This is a genomic window from Acinetobacter sp. YH12097, assembly GCF_013419225.1.
In the GTDB taxonomy this organism is placed as follows: domain Bacteria; phylum Pseudomonadota; class Gammaproteobacteria; order Pseudomonadales; family Moraxellaceae; genus Acinetobacter; species Acinetobacter amyesii.
In genome coordinates, this window is sequence record NZ_VPAN01000002.1 from 106,248 (window position 1) to 131,500 (window position 25,253).

At 40.1% G+C, this 25,253-nt stretch carries 22 protein-coding genes; 9 read left to right on the forward strand and 13 right to left on the reverse strand.

Going from position 1 to position 25,253, the window contains the following annotated elements; all coding sequences use genetic code 11:
* Positions 1–89 precede the first annotated feature (89 nt).
* Positions 90–269 carry a hypothetical protein gene (locus FTU37_RS02040; RefSeq protein WP_180123702.1) on the reverse strand — a complete coding sequence of 60 codons (180 nt, stop codon included), beginning with the start codon at positions 267–269 and terminating at the stop codon, positions 90–92.
* Between the two features lie 246 nt (positions 270–515).
* Positions 516–1,133: a rhomboid family intramembrane serine protease gene (locus FTU37_RS02045; RefSeq protein ID WP_111884441.1), complete on the reverse strand. Its 618-nt coding sequence runs from the start codon at positions 1,131–1,133 to the stop codon at positions 516–518.
* Between the two features lie 158 nt (positions 1,134–1,291).
* Here FTU37_RS02045 and nfuA point away from each other — a divergent pair, with 158 nt between their 5' ends.
* The gene (gene nfuA, locus FTU37_RS02050) at positions 1,292–1,930 is read left to right on the forward strand and encodes a Fe-S biogenesis protein NfuA (protein ID WP_078189947.1); all 639 of its coding nucleotides are present in this window, start codon (positions 1,292–1,294) and stop codon (positions 1,928–1,930) included.
* Positions 1,931–2,162: 232 nt separating this feature from the next.
* A complete protein-coding gene (locus tag FTU37_RS02055) occupies positions 2,163–4,358 on the forward strand; it encodes a TonB-dependent siderophore receptor (RefSeq protein ID WP_180123703.1) in 2,196 nt (731 codons plus the stop codon).
* A gap of 37 nt (positions 4,359–4,395) precedes the next feature.
* Here FTU37_RS02055 and FTU37_RS02060 read toward each other — a convergent pair whose 3' ends face one another.
* The gene (locus FTU37_RS02060; protein WP_180123704.1) at positions 4,396–5,403 is read right to left on the reverse strand and encodes a hypothetical protein; all 1,008 of its coding nucleotides are present in this window, start codon (positions 5,401–5,403) and stop codon (positions 4,396–4,398) included.
* Between the two features lie 46 nt (positions 5,404–5,449).
* Positions 5,450–6,490: an alpha/beta fold hydrolase gene (locus FTU37_RS02065; RefSeq protein ID WP_373683073.1), complete on the reverse strand. Its 1,041-nt coding sequence runs from the start codon at positions 6,488–6,490 to the stop codon at positions 5,450–5,452.
* Between the two features lie 334 nt (positions 6,491–6,824).
* On the opposite strand from FTU37_RS02065, the gene FTU37_RS02070 reads away from it, so the two are divergent.
* On the forward strand, positions 6,825–7,439 hold the full coding sequence (locus tag FTU37_RS02070; RefSeq protein ID WP_078189941.1) for a carbonic anhydrase: 615 nt from the start codon (positions 6,825–6,827) through the stop codon (positions 7,437–7,439).
* Positions 7,440–7,522: 83 nt separating this feature from the next.
* Here FTU37_RS02070 and FTU37_RS02075 read toward each other — a convergent pair whose 3' ends face one another.
* The gene (locus FTU37_RS02075; protein WP_180123705.1) at positions 7,523–8,152 is read right to left on the reverse strand and encodes an arylesterase; all 630 of its coding nucleotides are present in this window, start codon (positions 8,150–8,152) and stop codon (positions 7,523–7,525) included.
* Positions 8,153–8,163: 11 nt separating this feature from the next.
* Here FTU37_RS02075 and FTU37_RS02080 point away from each other — a divergent pair, with 11 nt between their 5' ends.
* Entirely contained in the window at positions 8,164–8,895 is a 732-nt protein-coding gene (locus tag FTU37_RS02080) for an ABC transporter ATP-binding protein (RefSeq protein ID WP_180005271.1), read from the forward strand.
* Complete coding sequence (locus tag FTU37_RS02085) at positions 8,892–11,393, forward strand: ABC transporter permease (protein WP_180123706.1); 2,502 nt, start codon at positions 8,892–8,894, stop codon at positions 11,391–11,393. The genes FTU37_RS02080 and FTU37_RS02085 overlap by 4 nt, the downstream gene beginning before the upstream one ends.
* A gap of 129 nt (positions 11,394–11,522) precedes the next feature.
* Here the strand turns inward: FTU37_RS02085 and FTU37_RS02090 are convergent, their stop codons facing one another.
* Complete coding sequence (locus FTU37_RS02090; RefSeq protein ID WP_180041178.1) at positions 11,523–12,347, reverse strand: rhomboid family intramembrane serine protease; 825 nt, start codon at positions 12,345–12,347, stop codon at positions 11,523–11,525.
* A gap of 78 nt (positions 12,348–12,425) precedes the next feature.
* Here FTU37_RS02090 and mtgA point away from each other — a divergent pair, with 78 nt between their 5' ends.
* On the forward strand, positions 12,426–13,103 hold the full coding sequence (gene mtgA / locus FTU37_RS02095; RefSeq protein ID WP_078193019.1) for a monofunctional biosynthetic peptidoglycan transglycosylase: 678 nt from the start codon (positions 12,426–12,428) through the stop codon (positions 13,101–13,103).
* Positions 13,104–13,249: 146 nt separating this feature from the next.
* Positions 13,250–15,331 (forward strand): polyphosphate kinase 1, encoded by a 2,082-nt coding sequence (gene ppk1 / locus FTU37_RS02100; protein WP_180123707.1) that lies wholly within the window; start codon positions 13,250–13,252, stop codon positions 15,329–15,331.
* 84 nt (positions 15,332–15,415) lie between these two features.
* Here ppk1 and FTU37_RS02105 read toward each other — a convergent pair whose 3' ends face one another.
* From FTU37_RS02105 to rubA, 5 genes are all read right to left on the reverse strand, one after another.
* On the reverse strand, positions 15,416–16,027 hold the full coding sequence (locus FTU37_RS02105) for a response regulator transcription factor (protein ID WP_180113885.1): 612 nt from the start codon (positions 16,025–16,027) through the stop codon (positions 15,416–15,418).
* A gap of 757 nt (positions 16,028–16,784) precedes the next feature.
* Complete coding sequence (gene oxyR / locus FTU37_RS02110; protein WP_078189933.1) at positions 16,785–17,690, reverse strand: LysR family transcriptional regulator OxyR; 906 nt, start codon at positions 17,688–17,690, stop codon at positions 16,785–16,787.
* A gap of 11 nt (positions 17,691–17,701) precedes the next feature.
* Entirely contained in the window at positions 17,702–18,640 is a 939-nt protein-coding gene (locus tag FTU37_RS02115) for an alpha/beta fold hydrolase (protein WP_218954628.1), read from the reverse strand.
* 58 nt (positions 18,641–18,698) lie between these two features.
* Positions 18,699–19,877: an NAD(P)/FAD-dependent oxidoreductase gene (locus FTU37_RS02120; RefSeq protein WP_180123708.1), complete on the reverse strand. Its 1,179-nt coding sequence runs from the start codon at positions 19,875–19,877 to the stop codon at positions 18,699–18,701.
* 77 nt (positions 19,878–19,954) lie between these two features.
* The gene (rubA, locus tag FTU37_RS02125; protein WP_005179369.1) at positions 19,955–20,119 is read right to left on the reverse strand and encodes a rubredoxin RubA; all 165 of its coding nucleotides are present in this window, start codon (positions 20,117–20,119) and stop codon (positions 19,955–19,957) included.
* Positions 20,120–20,646: 527 nt separating this feature from the next.
* Between rubA and FTU37_RS02130 the strand changes: the two genes are divergently transcribed.
* Positions 20,647–21,192, forward strand: coding sequence for an adenine phosphoribosyltransferase (locus FTU37_RS02130; protein ID WP_078189930.1), 546 nt, complete (start codon positions 20,647–20,649; stop codon positions 21,190–21,192).
* A gap of 90 nt (positions 21,193–21,282) precedes the next feature.
* Here the strand turns inward: FTU37_RS02130 and FTU37_RS02135 are convergent, their stop codons facing one another.
* Complete coding sequence (locus FTU37_RS02135) at positions 21,283–21,789, reverse strand: YqiA/YcfP family alpha/beta fold hydrolase (RefSeq protein ID WP_078189929.1); 507 nt, start codon at positions 21,787–21,789, stop codon at positions 21,283–21,285.
* A gap of 460 nt (positions 21,790–22,249) precedes the next feature.
* On the opposite strand from FTU37_RS02135, the gene lysS reads away from it, so the two are divergent.
* Positions 22,250–23,776 (forward strand): lysine--tRNA ligase, encoded by a 1,527-nt coding sequence (lysS, locus tag FTU37_RS02140; protein WP_078193012.1) that lies wholly within the window; start codon positions 22,250–22,252, stop codon positions 23,774–23,776.
* Between the two features lie 358 nt (positions 23,777–24,134).
* Here the strand turns inward: lysS and trpS are convergent, their stop codons facing one another.
* A complete protein-coding gene (gene trpS, locus FTU37_RS02145) occupies positions 24,135–25,148 on the reverse strand; it encodes a tryptophan--tRNA ligase (RefSeq protein WP_168379231.1) in 1,014 nt (337 codons plus the stop codon).
* Positions 25,149–25,253: the final 105 nt, after the last annotated feature.

A 25,253-nucleotide genomic window follows, 5' to 3' on the forward strand; every position in this document is an offset into this window, starting at 1 on the left:
ATATACAGCGTCAATTTTTATTGTCGGAATTGAAAAAGCCTTCGGTTTGAAGGCTTAAAAGAAGAGGGTATGAAATCAGCAACGGCAAATCAACAACGGCCTTTTTTAGCCTGTCCGGGCGGGCAAAAGTCGCCATGGCGATCTGGGTAATTATAAGGATAGTGATTACGATCTGGGTCGACCACGATACTGCCTTCACGGGTGTGAACGGCACAAGCACTCAACACACAGGTCAACAACAAACTTGAGAACATCAGGACTATTCTCATTGGAATTTTCCCTTTTTTATTCTGTGTCATTTCAGTTTAAATCAGGGCAAGGGAAGATAGCGTTTCAATCTGCTGTGAAATTGTATAGCTCGATATTCAAAGTGCAGTGTTGTAGATGTGGGAAATTGGCTAAAGAAAAGATCAAAGGACATGCGGCTTAACGCAGCACAATAAAAAAGCCTAAACTGAAACGGTTTAGGCTGTCATTTTTTAGGTTAAATCCAGCTGATTTTTTAGACTTAACGTTTAGAAAGGAACGTTTAATAACTGACTTAAGAAATGTGGAATGAGTTTTGGTTCAAGAATAATCGTCATGATTACACCATACGCTGCGCCCCAAAGGTGTGCGCTGTGGTTAATGTTGCTGTTGCCACGTTTACCTGACCAGATACTATAAGCCACATATAGCACGGCAAAAATAATCGCAGGAACAGGAATAAAGAATACAAAAATCAGTTTCCACGGCTCAAACAAGATATAAGCAAAGAGTACCGCAGACACTGCCCCAGAAGCTCCTAAACTTGCCCAATGGGTATCATGCTTATGTTTTAAATAACTCGGAATAATTGCAGCGATCAAGCCGCCCAAGTAAAACAGCACAAAGCCCATGTCGAAGAAATATTGGCGATAAAAACTTTCAATCACACTACCAAAGAAAAATAAGGTAATCATGTTGAACAATAGATGTGCGCCATCTGCATGAATAAAACCATGGCTAATAAATCGGTCATACTCGCCACGACTAAGGGCTGGCGGCCAAAATAACAAACGATTCATCACTTTCTGATTTGAAAATGCAATCAGTGAAATCACCACCGTAATCAGGATAATGGTCACGGTGTGGTTAAAGGGTAGACCCAACATATATGACTATTCTACTTGTTAAAATTTATGCTCAATAATGCCATTAAAACGGCTTAAAGCGTGAACTTTCAGAATAATTCCGACAATTTTAGTTGATTTTTTTCTAATGCCCCGCATCTTAAGTTAAAATAGCGACTTCAGCTTGAGGAAATATTGTAATGTCGACTGAGAACAACAGCACAGCAGTTGCTGAAGAAATTCCAAACCTATTGATCACTCCAAATGCCCAAGAGTATTTGAAAGATCTTTTGGATAAACAAAATACACCGGGCATTGGTGTACGTGTTTTTGTGGAAAATCCGGGTACGCCACGTGCTGAATGTTGTATGGCTTACAGTGCACCAGAAGAAGTTGTGCCTACAGACTATAAACAAGACTATCCAGATTTCCCTGCATTTATTGACACACCGTCTATTCCATATCTTTTGGATGCGGTGATTGACTATAACAAAGACCGTTTTGGTGGTCAGTTAACTTTCCGTGCACCAAACTCAAAAGTGCCACGTGTGGGTCCAGATGCCTCTGTAGAAGAGCGAATCACTTATGTTCTACAGTCAGAAATTAATCCTGGCCTTGCCGGTCATGGTGGTAACTGTGCATTGGTAGAAGTGGTTGAAGATGCAGAGCATGGTTTAACTGCAGTGCTTAAATTCGGTGGTGGTTGCCAAGGTTGTTCTTCAATCGATTTAACCTTGAAACAAGGTGTTGAAACAACATTGAAGCAGCATGTACCTGAATTAATGCGCGTTGTTGACCAAACGGATCACAGTAATACTGAAGGTGCTTATTTCAAATAAGTTCAGTATTGTTATAAAAAAGCCGCAATGATGCGGCTTTTTTATTGTCTAAATCAAATAAAACGAAGATTTTTAAATGGTTTCTGAGGTTTTTACAGTGAGATGATAAGCGATATCACAAATATAAATGAGAATGATTATTAAAATTAGTTGCAATATTGTTCGTGGTAGTTACAATGTGCAACACAATATTCAAGATTTCTCCATAAATACGTTCATTTGGAAGCACTCAATGACCAAACAACTATTAAAATCAACGCTTACACTTTCAATACTCTGTGCATTGGTAAGTTTGTCGCATGCAGAAGATGTGCAAACTGAAGCAACAGACGAATCCGTAACGAAGATGGAAACCATTGTTGTTACTGCAGCAGAACAGGTTAAACAATCATTAGGTGCTTCAAAAATTACGGCAGAAGATTTAGAAAAAATGCCGGTTGTGAATGATATTTCAGAGTATGTGCGCCGTATGCCGGGTGTGAATTTGACTGGTAACAGTGCCACCGGGCAACGTGGTAATAACCGTCAGATTGATATCCGTGGTATGGGGCCTGAAAACACGTTGATCTTAATTGATGGCAAGCCTGTAAATTCGAGAAACTCAGTACGTTATGGCTGGCGCGGTGAGCGTGATACACGTGGTGATTCGAACTGGGTACCTGCGGATGCTATTGAATCGATTGAAGTGCTGCGTGGTCCAGCAGCAGCGCGTTATGGTTCAGGTGCGATGGGTGGTGTGGTCAATATTAAAACCAAGAAAGTGACCAACGACGTGCATGGCTCTGTGGAAGTTTTTACCAATCAACCTGAAGACGCTAAAGAGGGCGCAAGTCACCGTGAAAGCTTTAACTTAAGCGGGCCAATTCTCAAAGATGTCCTTTCATATCGGTTATACGGTAGTTATAACAAAACCGATTCAGATGCTGCGGATATTAATGCCTTAATGGACAATGGCGCGCGTATGGCGGGTCGAGAAGGCGTTGAAAATAAAGATATTGCAGGGCGTTTGGCTTGGCAGTTGAACGATCAACAAGTCTTGATGTTTGACGCAAGTGTTGGCCGCCAAGGCAACCGTTTTGCAGGTGACAGTCAAAACAGTGTATTTGATCCAGCCGATCCAAACAAAGCGCCTATTCTATCGGCTTTAATTGGTGAAGAAACCAATACCATTTATCGTGATAGTTTTGCATTAACCCATGAAGGTACGTGGGGTTGGGGCGATAGTAAACTCATTGCGCAATATGACAAAACCAAAAATAAACGCCTACCTGAAGGAACAGGCGGTAGTACTGAGGGACAGATTAATAATCTTGAAAATAAACAAACGTCATATCTAGAAACCATTCGCTTTAATGCAGAAGCCAATCTGCCGTTCCAATGGTATGTCCCACAAGTATTAACTTTAGGCGCTGAATGGGTTGAAGATGACTTTACCGATACGGTTAATACACAAGCTGGCACAGGCGGTTTTGGTGATGTGTTGACCTCAGGTGACCGTTCACAAATGGATTCACGGATTGCGTCGGCCTATATTGAAAACAATATGAACTTGGGCGAAAGCACCGATGTCGTTTTGGCACTACGCTATGATAATCATAGCAAATCAGGCGATAGCTGGAGTCCAAGTCTCAATATTACGCAAAAGCTTGGCGACTATTGGACATTAAAAGGTGGTGTGGCTAAGGCGTATAAAGCACCCAATATGTACCAAAATGCGGAAGGTTATCTGTTAAGTACTCGCGGTAATGGCTGTCCGATTGGGCTGAGCCAATGTCTATTACAAGGTAATGGCGATCTCAAACCTGAAACTTCAGTGAATAAAGAGTTAGGTGTGCAGTTCGAAAAAGACATCGTGAATGCAAGCTTTGCATGGTTCCGTAATGATTATAAAAATAAGATCGTTGCGGGGGATACACGTCTGGAAGAACTAGAAGTAAATGGTACAACGTATAATGTACTGCGTTGGATGAATACGCCGGAAGCTTTGGTGGAAGGTGTTGAAGGAAGTATTTCTTTAGATTGGGGTGATATCACGTGGACCAATAACGTTACCTATATGATCAACTCTGAAGATAAACGTACTGGCAATCCGCTTTCAGTGATTCCGAATTACACACTGAACTCTATTTTGAACTACAACATCACGGATCGATTAGACAGTAACTTTGTCTATACCCAATATGGTCGTCAAAAGCCACGTCAATATGCAGAAACCAGTCTTGAAAGCAAAGATGGCTTGGCGATGGATAGCGTGAAAAGTTATGGCATTGCAGGCATTAACTTTGGTTATGAATTTAATGCGGATTTGAGTGCTCGTATCGGTGTGAATAACCTATTTGATGAGCAAAAACTGCGTGATAAAACGTTCAATCAAACATATAACGAGCCGGGTCGTGCTTACTATGCAAGTTTGAAATACCAGTTCTAAGTAGTTCCAAAAGAAAAACCGCTTAACGCGGCTTTTTTTATGTTGGGATATTTAAAATTTTCAGTGCTTCACTTGAGTAGTAGAATTGTTCTAAATAGAGACGTGAACGCTCACGCAAATAACCCGACTCAATCATTTGTTGAACGATAGGATTGAGTAAGTTTTGAAGTTCATGCTGAATCAGTGCTTCATCAATATTTAAATCACGTAGCAATAAATCAAAAGGGCGTTCTGCATTGCGCACGTACCAAGCGTATATGCCATCATGCACTTGCTGTTTCATATACTCAGACTGTCGCATAAAGTCCCAAATTTCATGACCCATGGCAACTGTTTGCGGCAAGTCCTGAACTTCAACATAGTTCTTTAATACTGAAACTGGCAGCGCTTTAATTTTATGCCACAAATTGGCTTGGAAATGGTAAAGCTTATGATCATCAAAGTGCTGATTTAACACGGTTTCACTCATTTGACTGAGCTTTAAAATATTCTTTTGCAAGTATTTGCTGACCGCATTATCTAAATTGGTATCAGTGACATTTTCCAGTACCGATTTCCCCATTTTCATAAATCGTGAAACACCGGGTACCGATTTTGCAATCACTGAGTTGTCTAAATAATCTTGTATCGCATGTTGAATCAACTGACTGATCATGGCTGAAAATGCAGGATTGTTGACCATGGTATGAATTAAACGCTGACGATGTCCTTGTTTACTTGCCACATACTGCGCAATTTTATCGATGGTCAACACAGGAATGATTTCGGCAATTGTAGTGCTGTCATTTGCAGGGTGAATCAGTGCAAATTTGATATGTTCAGCAATTTGCTCAATCAGAAATTGACTTGCAGGAGTATTTAAAATTTGTTTTTGCAACAAGGCATTGATTTGATCAAAACTCCAAATCTGCTGCAAAGATTGTTTACGAAACCATTGATAAAAATGGGTGAATTCAGTGGCTACAGTATCATTGTGTGAAAAGCTCTGATCTAAAAAGTTCAGTTGAGCGTCAATCAACTGCTCAATCATCGGGTTTTTCTGCATACTTTCCCTGAAGTCCCAGTCATGGGTATCTAAAAATGGCGAATGCTCAGTTTAACTGAATCAGTTTATCTACCAAAGGGTTTTTAAACTTTTGACTTTTCGCAAGGAAAGGCAAGTAATGGTCTGCAACTTGTTGTTCAGCTTCTAAGATTGGCATATGACCGACGTTATTTAAAATCACTGGGGTTTCTGCACGTTTCAGTAACGACTTGAGTTCGCCAGCCACTTCAACATTAAAGATTTTATCTTGTTTGCCCCAAAGGATCAGGGTCGGGGCTTCCACTGTTCGTGTTAAACGAGCAAAAGTTTCAGGGGTGTAGATTCGATTGAGCGTGACGACTTGATCGATCATTTTACTGGTGAAGGGCGCACGCGCAATTAAGATATTTTCCTGCGCTTCTTTGAGCTGTGTTGGAACATTGGGCGGATTTTGCATGAGTTTATGCATGACATCATCTAAATCCCCCGGTTTTGAAACGATTAAATTTTTAAGTTTATACGGGTCGCGGGTGTAACTGGTATTGGCCTGTTTATAAATGCCTGCGCTGTTGAGTAAAAATAAGCTTTGGGTGTCAAAAGGATATTGAGAGGCATATACCGTGGCAATGGAACCACCCAATGAGTGACCTGCAACATTTAGTTTATCTTCAATATCTATTTTAAGGACAAACTGGCGTAGTTGTTCCGTGACATTCGGGACAGAGACATCAAAATCGACAGGGACATGGGTATCTCCATTGGCCGGAAGGTCAGGGATGATCACGTGATAGTTCGGTGTTAAATAATGCGCAACACGATTCCAATTATCACGTGTGCCGCCTAAACCATGAATCAGCAAGATGGTTGGTTTAGAGCGTTGACCGCCTTCGCTATAACTCCAATTCACATTCCCGACTTGAACACTGTGTGTGACTAAACCAGCCGCTTTACGCTCTTGGCTCAAATAGTTTTGCACGATAGAGGGTACAGCCAGGTTTTTGCTGATGGGAGACGGATTTGCAGCCAAAGTGTTGTTGGCAGTAAACGTCATACAGCAAATTGTTGCTAGCTTGAAAAAGCCAAAAATGCGTGAATGATGTCCTTTCATTGACGTTTACCCCAGTTAAATCGAATCGATATATTTTTTAGATCATTTATATGACTATTATCAGAATGGGCTGAAATAGCGAAAGCGTATATTTATGAAATATATTGTAAATTAAAAATGACCTTTGTCATCCATTGCTTTTTTGACGTGGTTAAACTTGCGTTTTAATAATGTGAACCATTACAGAAAAAATAATTTTTTTTGATGAATGTGGAGTAGCATTTTCTATCAAGATGCATCGTCGTAGAAAAAATTCACAGCAATTGTTTTTGCAAGTGACAATCGATTCGACTGGGATTAAAATATTGCAACTTCGGATAAGGGTAATTAGAACATGCTAGCAGCAGCAGAAGCTTTAGATCGTTTAAAGAAAGGGAATCAACGTTTTGTAAACGGTGAAACGAATCACCCGAAGCTTTTGACGCATCAACAACGTGCTGAAATGGCCGAAAGCCAAGAACCTTTTGCGATTATTTTAGGGTGTTCAGACTCACGTGTTCCTGCTGAAATGGTCTTTGACCAAGGCTTAGGCGATTTATTCGTGATTCGTGTTGCAGGTAATATTGTGGCACCGTCTCAAGTCGGTAGCGTGGAATTTGCAGCAGAAAGCTTCGGTTGTCCTGTTGTAATTGTATTGGGCCATACACACTGTGGCGCGATTCATTCTACGATTGAAGCTTTAACTAACCCTGCGACACCACCATCAGCTAACTTGATGTCGATTGTGAATCGCGTTCGTCCATCTGTAGAAATACTTATGCAAACTGAACTGAAAGATGATCTTGAAAAACTTTCAATGCATGCAGTACGTTCAAACGTTTTTGCATCAGTAAATCAACTTCGTCATGGTTCAGCAGTCCTCGAAAACTTAATTGCGCAAGGCAAATTAAAAGTGGTGGGCGCTGAGTATTCACTCGAAACGGGTGAAGTGAGCTTCTACGATTTCTAAGCAAACTACAGTAAATACAAGATTTAAAAAAAGGCGCTCAAATGAAGCGCCTTTTTTAACGAATCCATTTTCACCCACTAAATTTATAAGTTTGCTTTAATCAATGGATAAGCATTATTCAGCAAAATTGGTTGCGCTTTGGCATTCGGGTGAATCTGATCTTGTTGCATCAAGTTTTTATGTCCCGCAACCCCTTGCATAAAGAAAGGCAATAATTTGACTTTGTACTGTTGGCTCAACACTTGATAGTTATTTTCAAAAGCTTGGCTATATGCCTTGCCATAATTCGGTGGAATTTTCATTCCAAATAAAATGACTTTCGATTTGGCCTGTTGGCTTTTTTGAATCAGCTGCGCTAAATTTTTTTGAATTTGTGCAGGGGGCTGTCCGCGTAAACCATCATTACCACCTAACTCAATCACCACAAGGTCTGGACGATGAGTTTGCAACAGTTTAGGCAGTCGTGCCAAAGCACCACTTGTGGTTTCACCGCTGACACTTGCATTGACCACTTTATGTTGTTTCGGATACTGTTGGTCTAGACGTTTTTGTAATAAGTGGACCCAACCTTGCTGCACTGCAACACCGTAACCTGCACTTAAGCTATCGCCCAAAATCATGATGGTTTTGGCAGAGAGCAGCATCGGGCAGAACATCAGTGCAATAGCCAGCAAGTAACTCAATAGACGATTATTTTGAATGCGATTTTGCATATAGGGAAGATATGACCCAACTCACGACAGATGTTGACATCATGCCACAGGCGATTATTTCTGCACAGCAATTGACACAAAAGATACAACTTCCACAAAAACAGTTATCGATCTTCGAACAACTCGATCTTGAAATCTTTGCAGGGGAACAAGTTGCGATTACTGGTCGTTCTGGTTCAGGTAAATCCACCTTGTTGGGTATTTTGGCGACCTTAGATCAGGCTAGTTCGGGACAATTACGGGTCTGTGGTCAAGACATTCATCTATTAAATGAAGAACAGCGTGCTCAAGTCCGTTTGGCTCATATTGGATTTGTCTTTCAGTCTTTCCAGTTGTTGCCACATTTAACGGCACTGGAAAATGTCATGCTGCCGCTACGGCTAAAAGCAAATTTTCAGGTCAAAGCCGCCGAAGAAAAAGCATTAAAACTGTTAGCAAAGGTCGGACTAGAACGCCAAGCGCATCAAGCTCCCAAAGTTTTATCCGGTGGTGAGCAGCAACGGGTTGCGATTGCCCGTGCTTTGGTGAGTGAACCCGATCTGATCTTTGCAGATGAACCGACAGGTAATTTAGACAGTGCAACGGCACAGGAAATTGAACAATTGTTATTTCAGTTAAATCGTGAAATGGGAACCACATTGGTATTGGTGACACATGATGCCGATTTGGCCCGTCAATGTCAGCGCCATTTTGAATTGGTCAATGGTCAATTGATTGAGCATCGAACAGGAGATGCTGCATGAATCTTTTGGCACTGTTTCGACCACTCTTACAGCTGAGTTTTAAAACCACGGGTGTGTATTTATTATTGATCGCACTAACCTTGGCGATCAGTGCCACCACGGCTTTAAAGTTTAGTAATGTACAAATTCAAAATGCTGTAGCGCTACAAGCTGCTGAAATGTTGGCAGCAGATTTGGTGCTGACAGGCAATGAACCAATTCCACAAGAGTGGCGACAACAAGCCAAAGCACAGCAATTAAAACAATCGAATGTCACGCTATTTAGCAGCATGGCGCACACTGATCAGCAATTTGTCATGGTTAATGTCAAAGCCGTTGATGCTGCATTTCCATTAAGAGGTGAACTCGAAACAGAACCGAAACTAAACCGCTCCATACAAGCAGGTGAGGTTTGGTTAAGTCCGCGTGCTATGGATTTGTTGGGCGTAAAAGTGGGAGATCAGATCAATATTGCTGATGCTGCTTTTCAAGTCAGTGCCAAAATCATTCATGACACCAATCAAGAGCTTGGCTTCAGTGGTTTTTCACCGACGGTTATAATTGCGCAGTCTGAGGTGGCGAGAACCAATGCCATCCAAGTCGGGAGTCGGATTGAATATCGTCTGTTAATGGCAGGAGATGCACAAAATACCCAGAGATTTGAAAAACTGTATAAGCAGAAATTTGGTGATCAATCTGAAGACCGTGCTGCCAACCCAAATAATACGCAGGTTCAAGATGCGGCTCAAAGCAGTTTAAAACTGAGAAATGCCAGTGAAGGCAGTACACGCTTGATGAAGCCGATTGCCAATCTTGAAACGTTTTTACAACTGGCGAATATTTTAACCATTCTACTTTGTGGCATCGCCATCGCATTAACCAGCCAGCGCTATGTACAACAAAATCAAGATGCTATTGCATTGATGCGCTGTATTGGATCGACCAAACAGCAAATATTAAGTGCTTATCTGGCTTTACTGTTGGTTGTACTCGGGCTTTCAATCCTGTTTGGAAGTTTGATTGGTCTGGGATTGGGTTATGGCTTATTGCAACTGATGCTACAGTTGATTCCAAATTTACAATTAGAGTTTTCAGCCCTTTCCATGCTGCTTGGCCCGCTTCCAATTGCAATATTCACCAGTGCGATTGTGCTATTAGGATTTGTTCTTCCAAGTCTTTGGCAATTATTAGGGACACCGCCAGCACGGGTGATACGACAACAAGAGCGTTCTGTACGTTCCATGCTTTGGATGCTCAGTTTCGGAACACTCAGTTTGGTGGTGTTTTGTGTGGTTTTAACTGAAAATTTTCAACTCACCCTGTGGCTGATTTGCGCCATCATCTTCCTGTGTGTTGGCCTATATATGATGGTCTGGCTCAGTTTAAAGGCTTTGAAAAGTTGGGGGACGAAAATCTCAGCATATATACGTACACCGTATCAAACGGCATTTCAAATTACTGCATTGGCATTAGGGCTAAGTCTGATCACGGTTTTAGCGGTATTGCGCACGGATTTGCTGGAACGTTGGCAACAACAATTGCCACAAGGAACACCTAACCAATTTGTCTATGGATTACCGCCATTTGAGTTACAGGATTTTAATCAACAACTCAAGCTGCATGGTTGGCAAGGGACGCCGATGTACCCGAATATTCGTGGGCGTTTAGTTGCCAAAAATGATCTCCCTTTTTCGGATGCCTTAATTAAAAGCAATAATTCATTACGCCGTGAATTAAATCTTACGCAGGCTGCAACTTTTCCGAAAGATAATCAAATTATCGCGGGCAGTCAGCACTTTCAACAGGTCAATGAAGTATCGGTAGAAGTGAAAACCGCACAAGAGCTGGGTATTCAAATTGGAGATCGACTGAGTTTTAGCCTACCTGAAGGGATTTTACAAGCCAAGGTAATTAACCTTCGCAGTGTGGAGTGGGAAAGCTTTAGTCCAAACTTCTTCTTTATTTTTTCTCCCCAAACCATGGATGAAAATGCCGGCAGCTATTTGGGGAGTTTCTATGTTCCACCGCAAGATAAAAATCAGTTAATTGGTCTAATTCAGCAGTTTTCGAATACCGTGTTTATTGATGTCAGTCTGATTTTGGATGAGATCAAACGCATCGTCAGCGTATTGGTTCAGATTATTACCATCTTGGCGCTGTTGGTCAGTATTTCAGGCATTTTGGTCTTGGTTGCATGTTTGAATTTATTTATGGATGAACGTAAAAAAGAAGTGGCATTACTGCGTTCCTTCGGCAGTTCCAAGCAAAAGCTAAAGTCGATGCTCAGTTTGGAAGTTGGTTTGATGGGGCTAATTTCAGGTGTCGTGGCGTGTATTTTTGCCGAAGTAATCAGTGCGATTGTCAGTTATAAAATGGAACTGGTCATCCAGCTACATGCAGAAATTTGGTTGATCCTCCCACTGGTCATGACCTTAGTCTGTACATTGATTGGACGTTATCGCTTAAGTTATCTTTGCGACATCCCACCCTTAGAAAGTTTGCGTGAACTGAATAGTTAAGGGGGGAGATGTTTAACAGCCGAGCAAGTTAAGAGTGGAGCAGGAACCCAGTGCGCAGTTCAGGTTTAGACATGATTTGATGTGTTTTCAACATATCTGTGTTGATAGCCACAGGGTTCATTCCACTGTTTAACGTGCTGCGAGAGATTGCTTCATCAGCAGGATAAAGTGTTCCCAAAGCGGTAATATCGGTTGGATTAATTGTTGGCAATGTAGATAAAACAGATAGCATCCGACAGTTGCGGCGATTAGACCGATCATTTGAATGATTAGGGATTGATGTACTTTTTGTCCCACATACCAAATGAAAGCCAACGCAGCCCCCATCAACATGCCGCCAATATGCGCGGCATTATTAATTCCACTAATCATAAAGCCCATCGCGAGGTTAATTCCCATCACCATTAATAAAGTTTTTTTATCCAGATAAAATTGCTGTTTAGGTAACATGGGGAGCAGCGAAATAATCGTCAACGCGGCACCCAGTCCCATCACTGCACCCGATGCGCCTGCACCAATACTCGGGAAAAGCTGCTGATTGGCTGCACCTTCGGCCAATAATGCATAGCTATCTTGAATGGTTAAATACCCACTCAACAAACTTCCCATCAGTCCGGCTAAAACATACAGGCCGAGGAAGTAGAAACGACCTAACATTTGCTCGGCAACACTGCCAAAAATATACAAAGCCCACATATTCAACATCAGGTGAATCAGGCCAAAATGAAAAAACATACTGCTGAATAAGCGGATGGGTTCCTCTAAAAAGGTTAAAGGTGCATAATCAGCACCCCAACGCAAAGCATCCAGTGTGTCGGGTTGGCTTACGTTCATTCCATGCAACACTTGCCAGCCAAAGAGTCCAACATTGATGGTAATTAAGAGTGCTGTGATCCACCACAGTTGGATTTGCAGCTTACGGGTTGATACAGCAGGAGGGCTGAGTTCAGACATGCTATTCTTGTACTGTGTCAAAATATTTAAAAATAAGCTTAACATGAAAAAACAGAATTTCTGGAGTAACACACTGACATGAAAGCCTTTATTGTTCGTACATTGTTAATTCTTGTCAGTCTTGTGCTTTTGGTGCAGCTTTGGATCTTTGGTAGTCTGGTGTGGTGGCGTACACATCCTGTGGAATCGACAATGATGATGCGATTAGATTATTGGTCTGAGCCCTCCAAACCGATTAAACACGAATGGCGTGATTACGACCAAATCAGTGATTATGTCAAACATGCAGTTGTTGCCGCGGAAGATGGCAAGTTTTTACAACACAAAGGTTTTGATTGGGAGGGTATGCAAAATGCCTTAGAGCGCAATAAAGATAAAGGCAAAGTGGTTGCAGGTGGATCTACCATTTCTCAGCAATTGGCAAAAAACTTATTTTTATATAATAAGCGTTCATTTATCCGAAAAGGGCAGGAAGCTGTTGCAACATGGATGATGGAACGTATGTGGACGAAGCAACGAATTTTAGAGGTATATCTCAACTCGGTTGAGTTTGGGGATAACATCTATGGCGTCGAAGCTGCAACACAGCACTATTTTGGTAAAAGTTCACGGAGTTTGAGCCGAGAGCAAGCGGCATTTATTGCGGCTATTTTACCCAATCCAAAATATTATGATGAAAATCGACAAGATCGTAAGCTAAATTATCGTAAGCGCATGATCCAAAAATATATGCGTTATAGCCATATCCCAGATTAAGAACGATCTAAACACTCGTCAAATGGCATGGCAGCGATTTGAATTACAACAAAAAGCTCATATTAATGGGCTTTTTTTATGAAATTGTCACAAATTTGAAGCATACTAAACTGAGTACAGCACACATTTTTTAATATGGGTTTGAAATGAATACCGCAGCTGAAGTCGCGCAAGTACCAACTGAATATACTTATAATGATCGTTATATCAATCGAGAGTTATCGATTCTCGATTTTCATCTGCGTGTGCTCGAACAAGCGGTTGATCCGATACACCCCTTACTTGAACGCATGAATTTCTTGCTGATCTTTTCGCGTAACTTAGATGAATTTTTTGAGATTCGTGTTGCGGGAATGATGGAACAGCTAGACTTGGGCAATGAAAGCCGTAGTCCAGATGGTTTGACACCGAAACAAGTATTAGATGAAATTTCTGCGACAGCGCATGCGGCAATTGAGCGCCAGTATCGTATTTTAAATCAAGAAATTTTACCCAAACTGCGTGAAGAAGACATTTGCTTCCTACGCCGTGGTGAATTAACCCCAGCGCAGTCGGCATGGGTAAAAAAATATTTCCAAGAACAAGTTGCTCCGGTTTTAACGCCAATTAGCTTAGATCCCGCACATCCATTCCCTCGCTTGGTCAACAAGTCGCTGAACTTTATTGTGACTCTAGAAGGGAAGGATGCGTTTGGTCGTCAGATTGACTTAGCCGTTGTACCTGCACCACGTTCGCTGCCGCGTGTCGTTCGACTCCCTGATGAATTAACCGGTGGTAAAGAGCATCATGTGATGCTATCGGCAATTATTCATGAACATGTCTCTGACTTGTTCCCCGGTATGACGGCGACGGGTTGTTACCAATTCCGCGTGACGCGTAATGCCGATTTGGCTTTGAATGAAGATGTTGAAGATTTGGCTAAAGCTCTGAAAGGTGAGTTGAATTCACGTCGTTTTGGTCGCGCCGTTCGTTTGGAAGTGACAGAAAATTGTCCGCAGCATATTTATGAATATTTGCTTGATGAGTTCGATTTAGAAGAAGAGCAACTCTATAAAGTAGATGGACCAGTTAACCTTGCACGTTTACTGTCAAACTTTAAACGTCCACATCTACGTTATGACGCGCATATTCCTGTTATACCGAAAGTACTCAAAAAATCTGAAAACATTTTTAGTGCGATGCAAAAGCAAGATATTTTGCTACACCATCCTTTTGAATCATTCGCACCTGTAATTAACCTACTGCGTGAAGCTGCACGTGATCCACAAGTTTTGGCCATTAAACAAACGCTTTATCGAAGTGGTGCAGACTCTGAAATTGTGCAAGTTTTAGCGGAAGCAGCACGTAATGGCAAAGAGGTTACCGCAGTAATTGAGCTTCGTGCACGATTTGATGAAGAATCAAATATTGCTGTAGCCAATGTATTACAAGAAGCGGGCGCAGTGGTGGTGTATGGCATCGTGGGTTATAAGACCCATGCCAAAATGATTTTGGTGGTACGCCGTGAAAATAATAAATTGGTGCGTTATGTGCATTTAGGTACGGGTAACTATCATGCGGGCAATGCGCGCATCTACACCGATTATGGCCTGTTAACCACTGATAAAGAACTCTGTGAGGATGTACATCGCATTTTCCAAGAGCTGACTGGTATGGGCAAAATGGCGAAGTTGAAAAAACTGCTGCATGCGCCATTTACCTTACATGCTCAACTGATCAATTATATTGATAATGAAATTGCCAATGCAAAAGCAGGTAAGCCTGCGCAAATCATTGTCAAGGTCAATGCATTAACTGAAGTCCAGTTGATCAATAAACTGTATGAAGCTTCACAAGCGGGTGTACAGATTGATTTAATTATTCGTTCTATTTGTTGTTTGCGTCCAGGTTTACCGGGGCTGTCTGAAAATATTCGCGTGCGCTCTATTGTTGGACGCTTTTTAGAACATACTCGAGTGTATTATTTCAGTAATAATGGTGATTCACGTATTTTCTGTTCAAGTGCAGACTGGATGGATCGTAATTTATTTAATCGCGTGGAAGCCTGTTTCCCAATTGAAGATCCAGCCTTGAAAAAGCGTATTTATCAATTAGGTTTAGTGAATTACTTAAAAGATAATCAGCAAGCTTGGTTGCTCCAAAGTGATGGGCGTTGGATTCGTACGCATGTTCAAGAGGGTGAGGAAGCACACAATTCACAGCATGTGCTTATAGAAGCATTTAAATAAATGTGTTAGAAAAGTAAAAGGGAGCAATGCTCCCTTTATTTTTTTAATTTATAAGTTTTTTTGAATCATTTATCTGAACTAAATTTAGCTGTAGCTACTAATTTTTCGGTAGATATTTTTAACAAAACCATCAATTTGATACGTTGAAAGTTTTAACTCACGGACCATCTGCTCTTGAGTCGCGCTATGGCTGACCATATCTAAAATTTGGTATTCAGCTGGATTCAGACTGAGCTGTTTAGGTGCTGCATTTTGCGGACTAAAAGTTTCACTCAATAAAAATTTAGCAAAACTAGGATGAAGGGCAGCGCCACCTCTTAAAATGGTTTTCAGTTGGTTATAAGTGTCTTCAATTGGTTGTTGAATCAACATATAGGCAGTTGCACCTAACTGAATCGCATGTAAAGTTAAATCTGCAGACTGTTCATTGACTAAAATGATGAGATTACTTGAAGGATAGATTTTCTTAATTTTATGTATGAATGAGATATCAGACTGTTGCGTGACCACTAAAAAGATTAAATTTGGCAATTGATTGAAAATTTGTTGTTCCGCATCTGCTAAATTTTCTGAAAATGTAATGAGGTCTTCAGGATAACCGAGGTCTCCTAAGATGTTAAACAGCACTGTTTTTGAAGTCATTGATTGATGATCAATGATCAAAACGGGTACTGGCAATAAAAATTCACTCATCATACATTTCGCTCATTTATTATTTTTAATCAAATTGCATTTCCATAATGTGCATGAAAGTGAATTAGAAAAATATACCTAGAAGTAGTGATTTATACATCAAAGTATAATTAAGTTATTGTGATATAATAGAATTTAATTAATGTATGGTTTTTTGTGTTTTTCATTATGTGGAATGCAAAGATTTATAGTTTTTTGTTTTTATTTTTAGAATATTGATTAAATAATCATCATATTTCGATTCGAATTGAAAATAATAATTGAAATGTGAAAACAGTATTTTGACAACTAATAAATTGAACTGTTTCTGATGTGAGTTAATATTCACCTATTGCTTAGTTATTTTAAACATGAATATTAGTGACTATTTGAAATAATGTGATTTATTTCTCATCAATGTTTATTTTATAGCACAAAACATAATTATGAAAAAAGCTCTTTGAAAATGAATCAGACGTACTTTATCTAAAATACCTGAAACTAGTGATTTTAACGAAAGTTATATTTTACTAAGATGTATTAATCTTCTTACTTATCTGGCTAGTGTGAAGATATTATCGAGGCGATGAATTGAGATATACATCAAGTCATATATTACCTTATCAGGCTACCTATTTGGGTTAGCCTTTTCTTTTTTCTAGATATTGTATTTCATCATTTTCAATTTTTAAACTCATCTCAATATTATTATTTCTGGGTTATTAATTTCTGCAAAATAAAAAAGAGAGCACAGGGCTCTCTTTAATATTCATGGATTGAATTAGTGCAGATTACTAGTGATTTTCTGCAAGATTTGAAGCAATACATCAAATTCACTTTGAAGCGGCGTACTTTTACGCGTCACCAATGCTAATGTGCGTGTAGGACTAGCTTCTATTTCTTTCACAGCCAAATCTTCATTGGCTTTGATCATATTGGTATGAACTGCAATTTCAGGCAATAAGGTAAAGCCTAAATCTGCGGAAACCATTTCAACCAAAGTTGGCAATGAGCTTGCTTTTAAACGGTGGTCATTTTTACGTTCACCAATCGGGCAAGCACTCAAAGCATGATCACGTAAGCAATGGCCTTCTTCAAGCAACATTAAACGAGATAAATCTAAGTCGTCTAACGATTTTGCTTGAGCTGCATTTTGGTCAGCTTTGTTGTACACCAAGAACAATTTTTCTTTGTTTACTTCTGCAACTTTCAAGCTACGTGTATCGAAAGGAAGAGCAAGTAATACGATATCTAGATTACCGTGCTCGAGTTTCTCAACAATTTTTTCACTTTGTGCTTCATGTAAATGCAATTGAATTTTTGGTAGTTGCTTATGCACTTCTTCTAATAATGGTGCAAGTAAAAATGGCGCAATAGTAGGAATGACCCCTAGATGTAAATCACCCGTTAGAGGTTCGCTCATTTCACGACTTAAACGCATTAGGTCTTGCGCATCTGCCAATAGAACTCGAGCTCTTCCGACAACTTGTTCACCAAGAGGAGTTAAACGCACGTTTTGACGGTCGCGTTCTACCAATACGCCACCTAGTAAACGCTCAAGTTCCATGATCCCGCCAGACAAAGTAGACTGGGTGACAAAAGAACGACGCGCAGCTTCAGTAAAGTGTAGCGTTTCTGACAGTGTTACTAGATATGACAGCTGTCTTAAGGATGGTAATGCAGCCATAGTGTCCTAATTTATGATTTAAAGTGATCAGCAAACAAACCGCTAAGATATGGAATAAAATGCGGTGGGATATCATGCCCCATTCCATCAATTAATTCAAATTTAGCACCTGAAATAGCCTTTGCAACGGCCTTACCATGGCTTGGCGGCAGCAAACGGTCACGAGCTCCATGAACCACAATGGTTTTATGCTGAATTTGTTTATCTAACTGCAGCAGGGAACCTGTACATAATATTGCTAAAAACTGTTGAAGTACACCCGCTGGGTAATAACTCCGCTTATAGAGTTTACGTGCAGTTTGTATCACTTCAAGCTGATTAATATAGCCTGGAGAGCCTATAATATTAAAAACTTTCAGGCTATGGTTAATAATGCCATCTTCATCGTTAGATTCAGGTTTTTCAATTAGACTAAATAACTGCTTTGGAAATGGCGGTGGAAGTAAGGGTTGGATGTTACTGGTAAAAAGTAAGCTTAAGTTGTGAACTTTGTCTGGATAGCGTGCTGCCACGATTTGAGCAATCATGCCGCCCATCGAAGCGCCTAAAATATGGACTTTATCAAGTCCCATACGATCAATTAACAGTGCAACATCGTCTGCCATATCGTATAGATCATAGGGCGCACCTTGGTTTTCTAAACCTAAGACAAAACGTCCCATCAGTTTAAAGGTGTTGAGGCGTGGACCTGGGGTACGAATTTTACTCGATAGACCAATATCGCGATTATCAAAGCGAATAACTCGGTAACCTTGGTCTATTAGGGACTTACAAAAGAAATCGGGCCAATACAACATTTGTGCGCCGAGTCCCATAATCAGTAAGATTGCAGGATCTTCAGGATGACCACCCACCTCGACATGAAGTTCAATGCCATTGCCTAACTCTACGCGAGTTTCATACATAAAAGAGGCATAAGGTGAAATATTAAACTGAAGGGCACTATTCATTTTTATTTTCCTTTAAAAAGGACGTCTATTATTATCAGGACGTCCTTGTATTTAAACCTTAAACTGAAGCGGGAATCAAGTCCGGAACCTGCTTAGTCAAAGTTAAGCGTTGCTTCCCAGCAGTTGCACCGAGCAGTACAAATCCACGTAATACGCCATCTTGATCGATCGCACGGGCAATCATGCCATCTTCAAGCTCTTCTGTTTCCCATTGGGTTTCTACATCAATAGGCGCAGGAAGGACAGTTAAAGGTGCAGCAGGTGTTTTAACAGCTACAGGCATGGCAGGATAATGCACAGCGGTATGTTCACCATTGAGGGTTTTTGCTAAAGCACGTGCTTGTTGCATGATTGGCATCACGTATGGCAGAAGGGTACCATTAACTTCAGCACAGTCACCGACAGCATAGATATCTGCCAAGTTGGTTTCTAAACCTTTATTGGTTAATACACCGCGACTGGTGTGAATGCCGGCTTGTTTTGCCAAGTTAATCTCAGGCTGTAGGCCAATCGCAGACAACACGACATCTGCCACTAAGCTTTGACCATTGGCAAGGCTCACTTGATAGTCACCATTTTCAATACGTGACACTTTGTCGACTGTTGTGCCTAAAACGAATTGAATGCCCGTTTCCTCTAAATTACTTTGGAATTTAGCGGCCACATGAGATGGCAGTAGACGACCTAAAGGTTGCGGAGCTAAATCGACCACCGATACTTTCGCCCCAGTGTTTTGAAGGTCATTGGCAAATTCACAGCCAATCAAGCCTGCACCTAAAATCACCACACGCTTATCTTCACGTGCTGAAAGTTGTTTACGGAATGCTTTGTAGTGATCTAAATTGTTGACGACATGAATGTCTTCGCTGCCATCACCCGAAATAGCTAAGCGAATTGGATTTGCACCGACGGCTAAAACAAGTTTTGAATACAGTTGTGTTTGAGTTCCATTTTGGCTTTCAATTGTGAGCTCATGTTTTGCTGCATCGATCGCTTTCACCCAACTCTTATTAATAATTTGCATATTGAGTTGAGCCGACATTTTTGCGGCATCACCTAAAGGGATTTGTTCTGGGGCTTTGTTGCCAACGAGCGCATTGGATAATGTCGGTTTAGCATAGTTAATGGCATCATCTGCACAGATCATAATAAGTTCTAGTTCAGGATTTAACTTACGAAATTCACGCGCAACGGCATATCCCGCCATACCAGAACCAATAATGACAATAGGGTGCATACTCAACTCCAAACACATTTCATATTTTTTAAAGACAAAAAAAAGACCATAACGATGATGGTCTTAGATTCTATTTATTAGATTTCAACCATTTCAAAATCTACTTTTGAGACGCCACAATCTGGGCAAGTCCAATCATCTGGGATATCTTCCCATTTCGTTCCTGCCACGATACCGTCTTGTGGCCAGCCTTCTGCTTCGTCATAAATCCATCCACAAACGATGCACTGATACTTTTTCATTCCATTCTCCAAAAACTGACACAAAATTAAGTCAGTAAATACTTCATAACTGTATAAGTTTATACCTTAAGGTTAATTAGCCTTATACAGTAGACTCTTATGTTAAATTTTTACGCAGTTCTAACGATAAAGTAAAGTGGCTAAGAGTTTAATGAGTGAAATTAAAAGCAGAATGGCAGTGAGGGACAATAAATATCATCAAAACCCCAGATCTGGGAAAAATTGTCTGACAATATTTATGCCTATTGAAAGCTATATTGGAATTCATTTCCGTGAATTGGGTTCTAAATACCGCTTTTTCTATATTCATAGACTAAAGTCTTGCAGAAAAAAACTCTAAAATCTTTTATTTTATGATTAGGAAAATATATATTTGATATTTTTTAAATAAATACAATATTAATAATCAATAACTTATGTAAATTTGCTGTATCTTAAATATGCATTTTAGTCGGGCGTTAGCTGTTCTTTTCTTTCAAATCGCGTTAAAATTCACACATTCCTTTCTTAATTTATTTTCTCCTATTATGAGTAATTCTACTGCTGCGGCATTGTGGTCTAACATTCGTACTGTCCAAGATTTTCCAAAACCAGGAATTTGTTTCTTTGACCTTACGCCGTTATTTATGAATAACATCGAATCGTTAACTGATGCCCTAATTGCAAGTATTCCAGCTGAGCAATTGGCAGAAGTAGATAGCTTTATTGCGGTTGAAGCACGTGGTTTTGTTTTGGCAAGCTTACTTGCTCAGCGTACGGGTAAAGGTTTGGTCTTAGTACGTAAAGCCGGCAAATTACCACCACCAGTGGTCGGTGTTGGTTACAGCCTTGAATACGGTTTAGATCGTCTTGAAATGTCAGCTGAAATCGAATCACAAAAAGTGATTATTGTGGATGATGTATTGGCGACGGGCGGTACGCTTCGTGCAGTGAAACAATTGGCTGAAAAATGTAAACACCAAGTTTTAGGCGCAAGCATTTTCTTAGATTTGCCTGACTTGCATAAAGATTTGGGTTTAAATATCTGGTCGGTTTTAGATGATAAAACACGTCCTGAAGCAGATGCTGCCTAAGCGTCAGCTTTAAAATGTAAAAAGCCTTGTCTATGACAGGGCTTTTTTATGTCTGATAAAAACGACGTTGCTACTTATGATTAATATGATTTATTTTTTTAAGTAGTTTAATTCGAGATGTTGGATTAAATCATTAATATTTTCAGGGCATTGTAGACGATGGTGTCCGCCATCCATCACTTGAACTTGCATATAATCTTCGAGTTGTTGTTCTGCTTCATACATATCCAAGATTTCATCACCACGTTCGATATAGGCAATTTGTGGAATATCGTGATCCAAATCCATTTCATTGATTGCAGGGTAGTCGTCGCGAAAGTCTGGATGCAGACTCGGGTTGGCAATTACACACGGAATGCGATGAAACAGCGACATTTTCAAAGCCCAATATGCCCCGAGACTATGACCGACGATGATATCAGGCTTAATGGTTTCAATACTCTCGTGGTAAAAGTCAGCAACAGTTTGAAAATTTAAGTTGCGATAGTCCACTTCAATGCAGAATTTTTGTTTTGCATCGATGGCATGGAATTTAGTGGATTCACGGGAAGAATCCAATCCATGTAAAAACAGAATTTTCGATAAGCAGGAAGTCATTGTTTTTCTACACACTGTTTTCAGACATTTTGGATGTGTTGAATATTTTATTTTTCAACAATTTTATGACTTCATTGTAGAGAGAATTGTCAAAAAGAGAATTTAGCTTTTGGTCTAATTTGTAGGCATTTAAAAGACTTTAGTCTTAAAGAAAATAGATTAAAAGGTTGAATTAAGCTATTGAAATATATTTCAATATATTGATAGTTATAAATATTTTGAAGTGCGCAGTAGTCATTGTGATATCGCTAAATATTGGCTTGCTAAGTTTAAATATTTAACTTTTATCTCGTGCATATCTGAAAGGTATGGATTAAGCAGACCTGAAGGTATAGCTGTCAAAACATCTTACTTTGATAAATTTCAACTTATTGAAAAAATGCGCACATTGCTTACTGCTCAATTCAAAGGAAATCTGCTATGCTATGCAACTTCCGTTTTTTAACTATTTGAGACAGAGATGACGCAACATAACGCTCAATCGACTTCTGAACAAGCCATTTCCGAAAACGATTTAATTGCACAGCGTCATGCCAAGTTAGAGCACATCAAAGAGCACGCCAAGGAAACAGGTGTTAGCCCGTGGCCTAACACATTTAAGCGTGAACACTATGCACAAGATTTACAAGACCAATTCGCTGAAAAATCAAAAGAAGAAATTGAAGCAGGCGAAAAGGTTTATGTAAAAGTTGCTGGTCGTGTGATGTTGAACCGCGGTTCATTCATCGTAATCCAAGATATGACTGGTCGTATCCAGCTTTATGTACCACGTAAAGAGTTGGATGCTGATGTTCTTGCAACTATTAAAGCACTCGATTTGGGCGATATTATAGCCATTGAAGGTTATATTGGTCGTTCTGGTAAAGGTGACCTGTATGTTCATATTGAACATTTTGAGCTTTTAACTAAATCACTTCGTCCTCTTCCAGACAAATTCCATGGTTTGACTGATACAGAAGTTAAATACCGTAAGCGTTATTTAGACCTCATCATGAACGAAGAAACGCGTAAAACTTTTGAAATTCGTGCAAAAGTGGTGTCAGGTATTCGTTCATATTTGAGCAATGAGCGTTTCATGGAAGTTGAAACACCAATGATGCATGTGATTCCGGGTGGTGCGTCTGCGCGTCCATTCGAAACTCATCACAACGCATTAGATATGCCTTTATTTTTACGTATTGCGCCTGAGCTTTATTTAAAACGTTTGGTCGTTGGTGGTTTTGAGCGCGTGTTCGAAATTAACCGTAACTTCCGTAACGAGGGTGTATCAACACGTCATAATCCAGAATTCACCATGATTGAATTCTACCAAGCATATGCAGACTACAAAGACCTGATGGCTTTGACAGAAAATATGCTTGAAAAATTGGCCATCGACATCTTAGGTTCGACTGATGTGCCTTATGGTGATGAAGTGTATAGTTTCAAAGGTCCATTCAAGAAAATTTCGATGTTTGATGCGATTCTTGAACACAACCCAACGTTCACTGCTGAAAATGTATCTGATCGTGAGTTCCTTGCAAACTTCGTTAAAAATGAACTGAAAGAGCAAGTAAAACCTGGTTTTGGTTTAGGCAAACTTCAAACCATCGTATTTGAAGAAACTGTTGAAACAGAACTTCGTCAACCGACATTCATCACAGAATACCCAGCGGAAACTTCACCATTGGCACGTCGTAATGATGAAAATCCACATATTACGGACCGTTTTGAATTCTTCATCGGTGGTCGTGAGTTGGCAAATGGTTTCTCAGAGTTAAATGATCCGATTGACCAAGCTGAACGTTTCCAAGCCCAAGTTGCTGAAAAAGATGCGGGTGACGATGAAGCAATGCATTACGATGCAGACTTCATTGAAGCATTGGAATACGGTTTACCTCCTACAGCGGGTGAGGGGATTGGTATTGACCGTTTGGTGATGTTATTTGCGAATGCTGCAAGTATTCGTGAAGTGATCTTATTCCCTCATATGCGTCATAAAAACTAATTTAGTTTTTGAAATAAAAAACCCGCTTAATGCGGGTTTTTTATTGTTTCAATAGGGGATATTTAATTCTTCTTAGCCAATTTTCAGACAAAAAAATACGCAATGATTGGGGTGTTCACTGCGTATAACAACGAATCTGCTTTCACAGGTTCGGTAAAGGAGAAATGTTATGAATTTAGGTATTCCTAAAACATAAGTAGATAATAGAGTGAACGGTCAGTCATTTCATTGGTGTTCACGTTAAGTGATGTTACCTAACGTTAAAACTAAGGAGATTTTGTGAATACCTTCATAAAAAGTGCCTGTAAAAAAAAGCCTTTCACATTGGAAAGGCTTAATTTTATAGAATTTTTTAAATTTAGAAGTGGAATACACCCAAGCCAGATTTAATCTCATCCAACGTTTGTTGGGTAATATCACGGCATTTATCGGTACCGGTTTTTAAAATATCCATGATGTAGTCAGGATCTTTTTGCAATTCTAAACGGCGTTCACGGATTGGACCGATCAGCTCTTTTAGCACACCTTCAAGACGCTTTTTCACAGTACCATCGCCTAGACCACCACGACGATAGTGTTCTTTTAATTCCGCAACAGCTTCTTTATCAGGATCGAATGCATCGAGGTAAGTAAATACGACGTTACCTTCCACTTGACCTGGATCTTCAATACGTAAATGATTTGGGTCGGTATACATTGCATTAACAGCTTTCTTGATATCTTTATCAGTCGCGTCAAGCACAATAGTATTGCCCAAAGATTTAGACATTTTTGCTTTACCATCAAAACCTGGCAAGCGGCCGACATTAGAGAGTAAAGCTTTACATTCAGGAAGTACGTCACGACCAATTTGACGATTTAAACGACGAACAATTTCATTGGTTTGTTCAATCATTGGAATTTGATCTTCGCCCACTGGAACGACAGATGCTTTAAATGCTGTAATATCGGCAGCTTGAGCCACTGGATAGCATAAGAAACCTGCAGGAATGTCACGTTCAAATCCGCGCATTTGAATCTCAGATTTGATGGTTGGATTACGCTCTAAGCGAGAAACCGTCACAAAGTTCAAATATAACATGGTCAATTCATTCAATGCTGGTAAGCATGATTGAACGCAAATCGTGGTTTTGGTCGGATCAATTCCTACAGCAAGATAATCGGTTGCGACTTCAATAATATTGCGACGAACTTTTTCGAAGTTATCGGCATTATCAGTTAAGGCTTGGGCATCAGCTAAAAGAAGATGTTGATGATGCGAATCTTGTAAACCTACACGTGAACGTAAAGAACCTACAAAATGACCTAAATGTAATTGTCCAGTCGGACGGTCGCCAGTCAAAATCACTGGACGATTATCTTGAGTACTCATTATCTGTTCCAAAGTGGTAGTCAAAGCTACGGCTGATTTTCAAAGAATGTCACCATTGTACGGCATTCTATTTTTGATTGTTACTGACACAGCACAATTGACTGA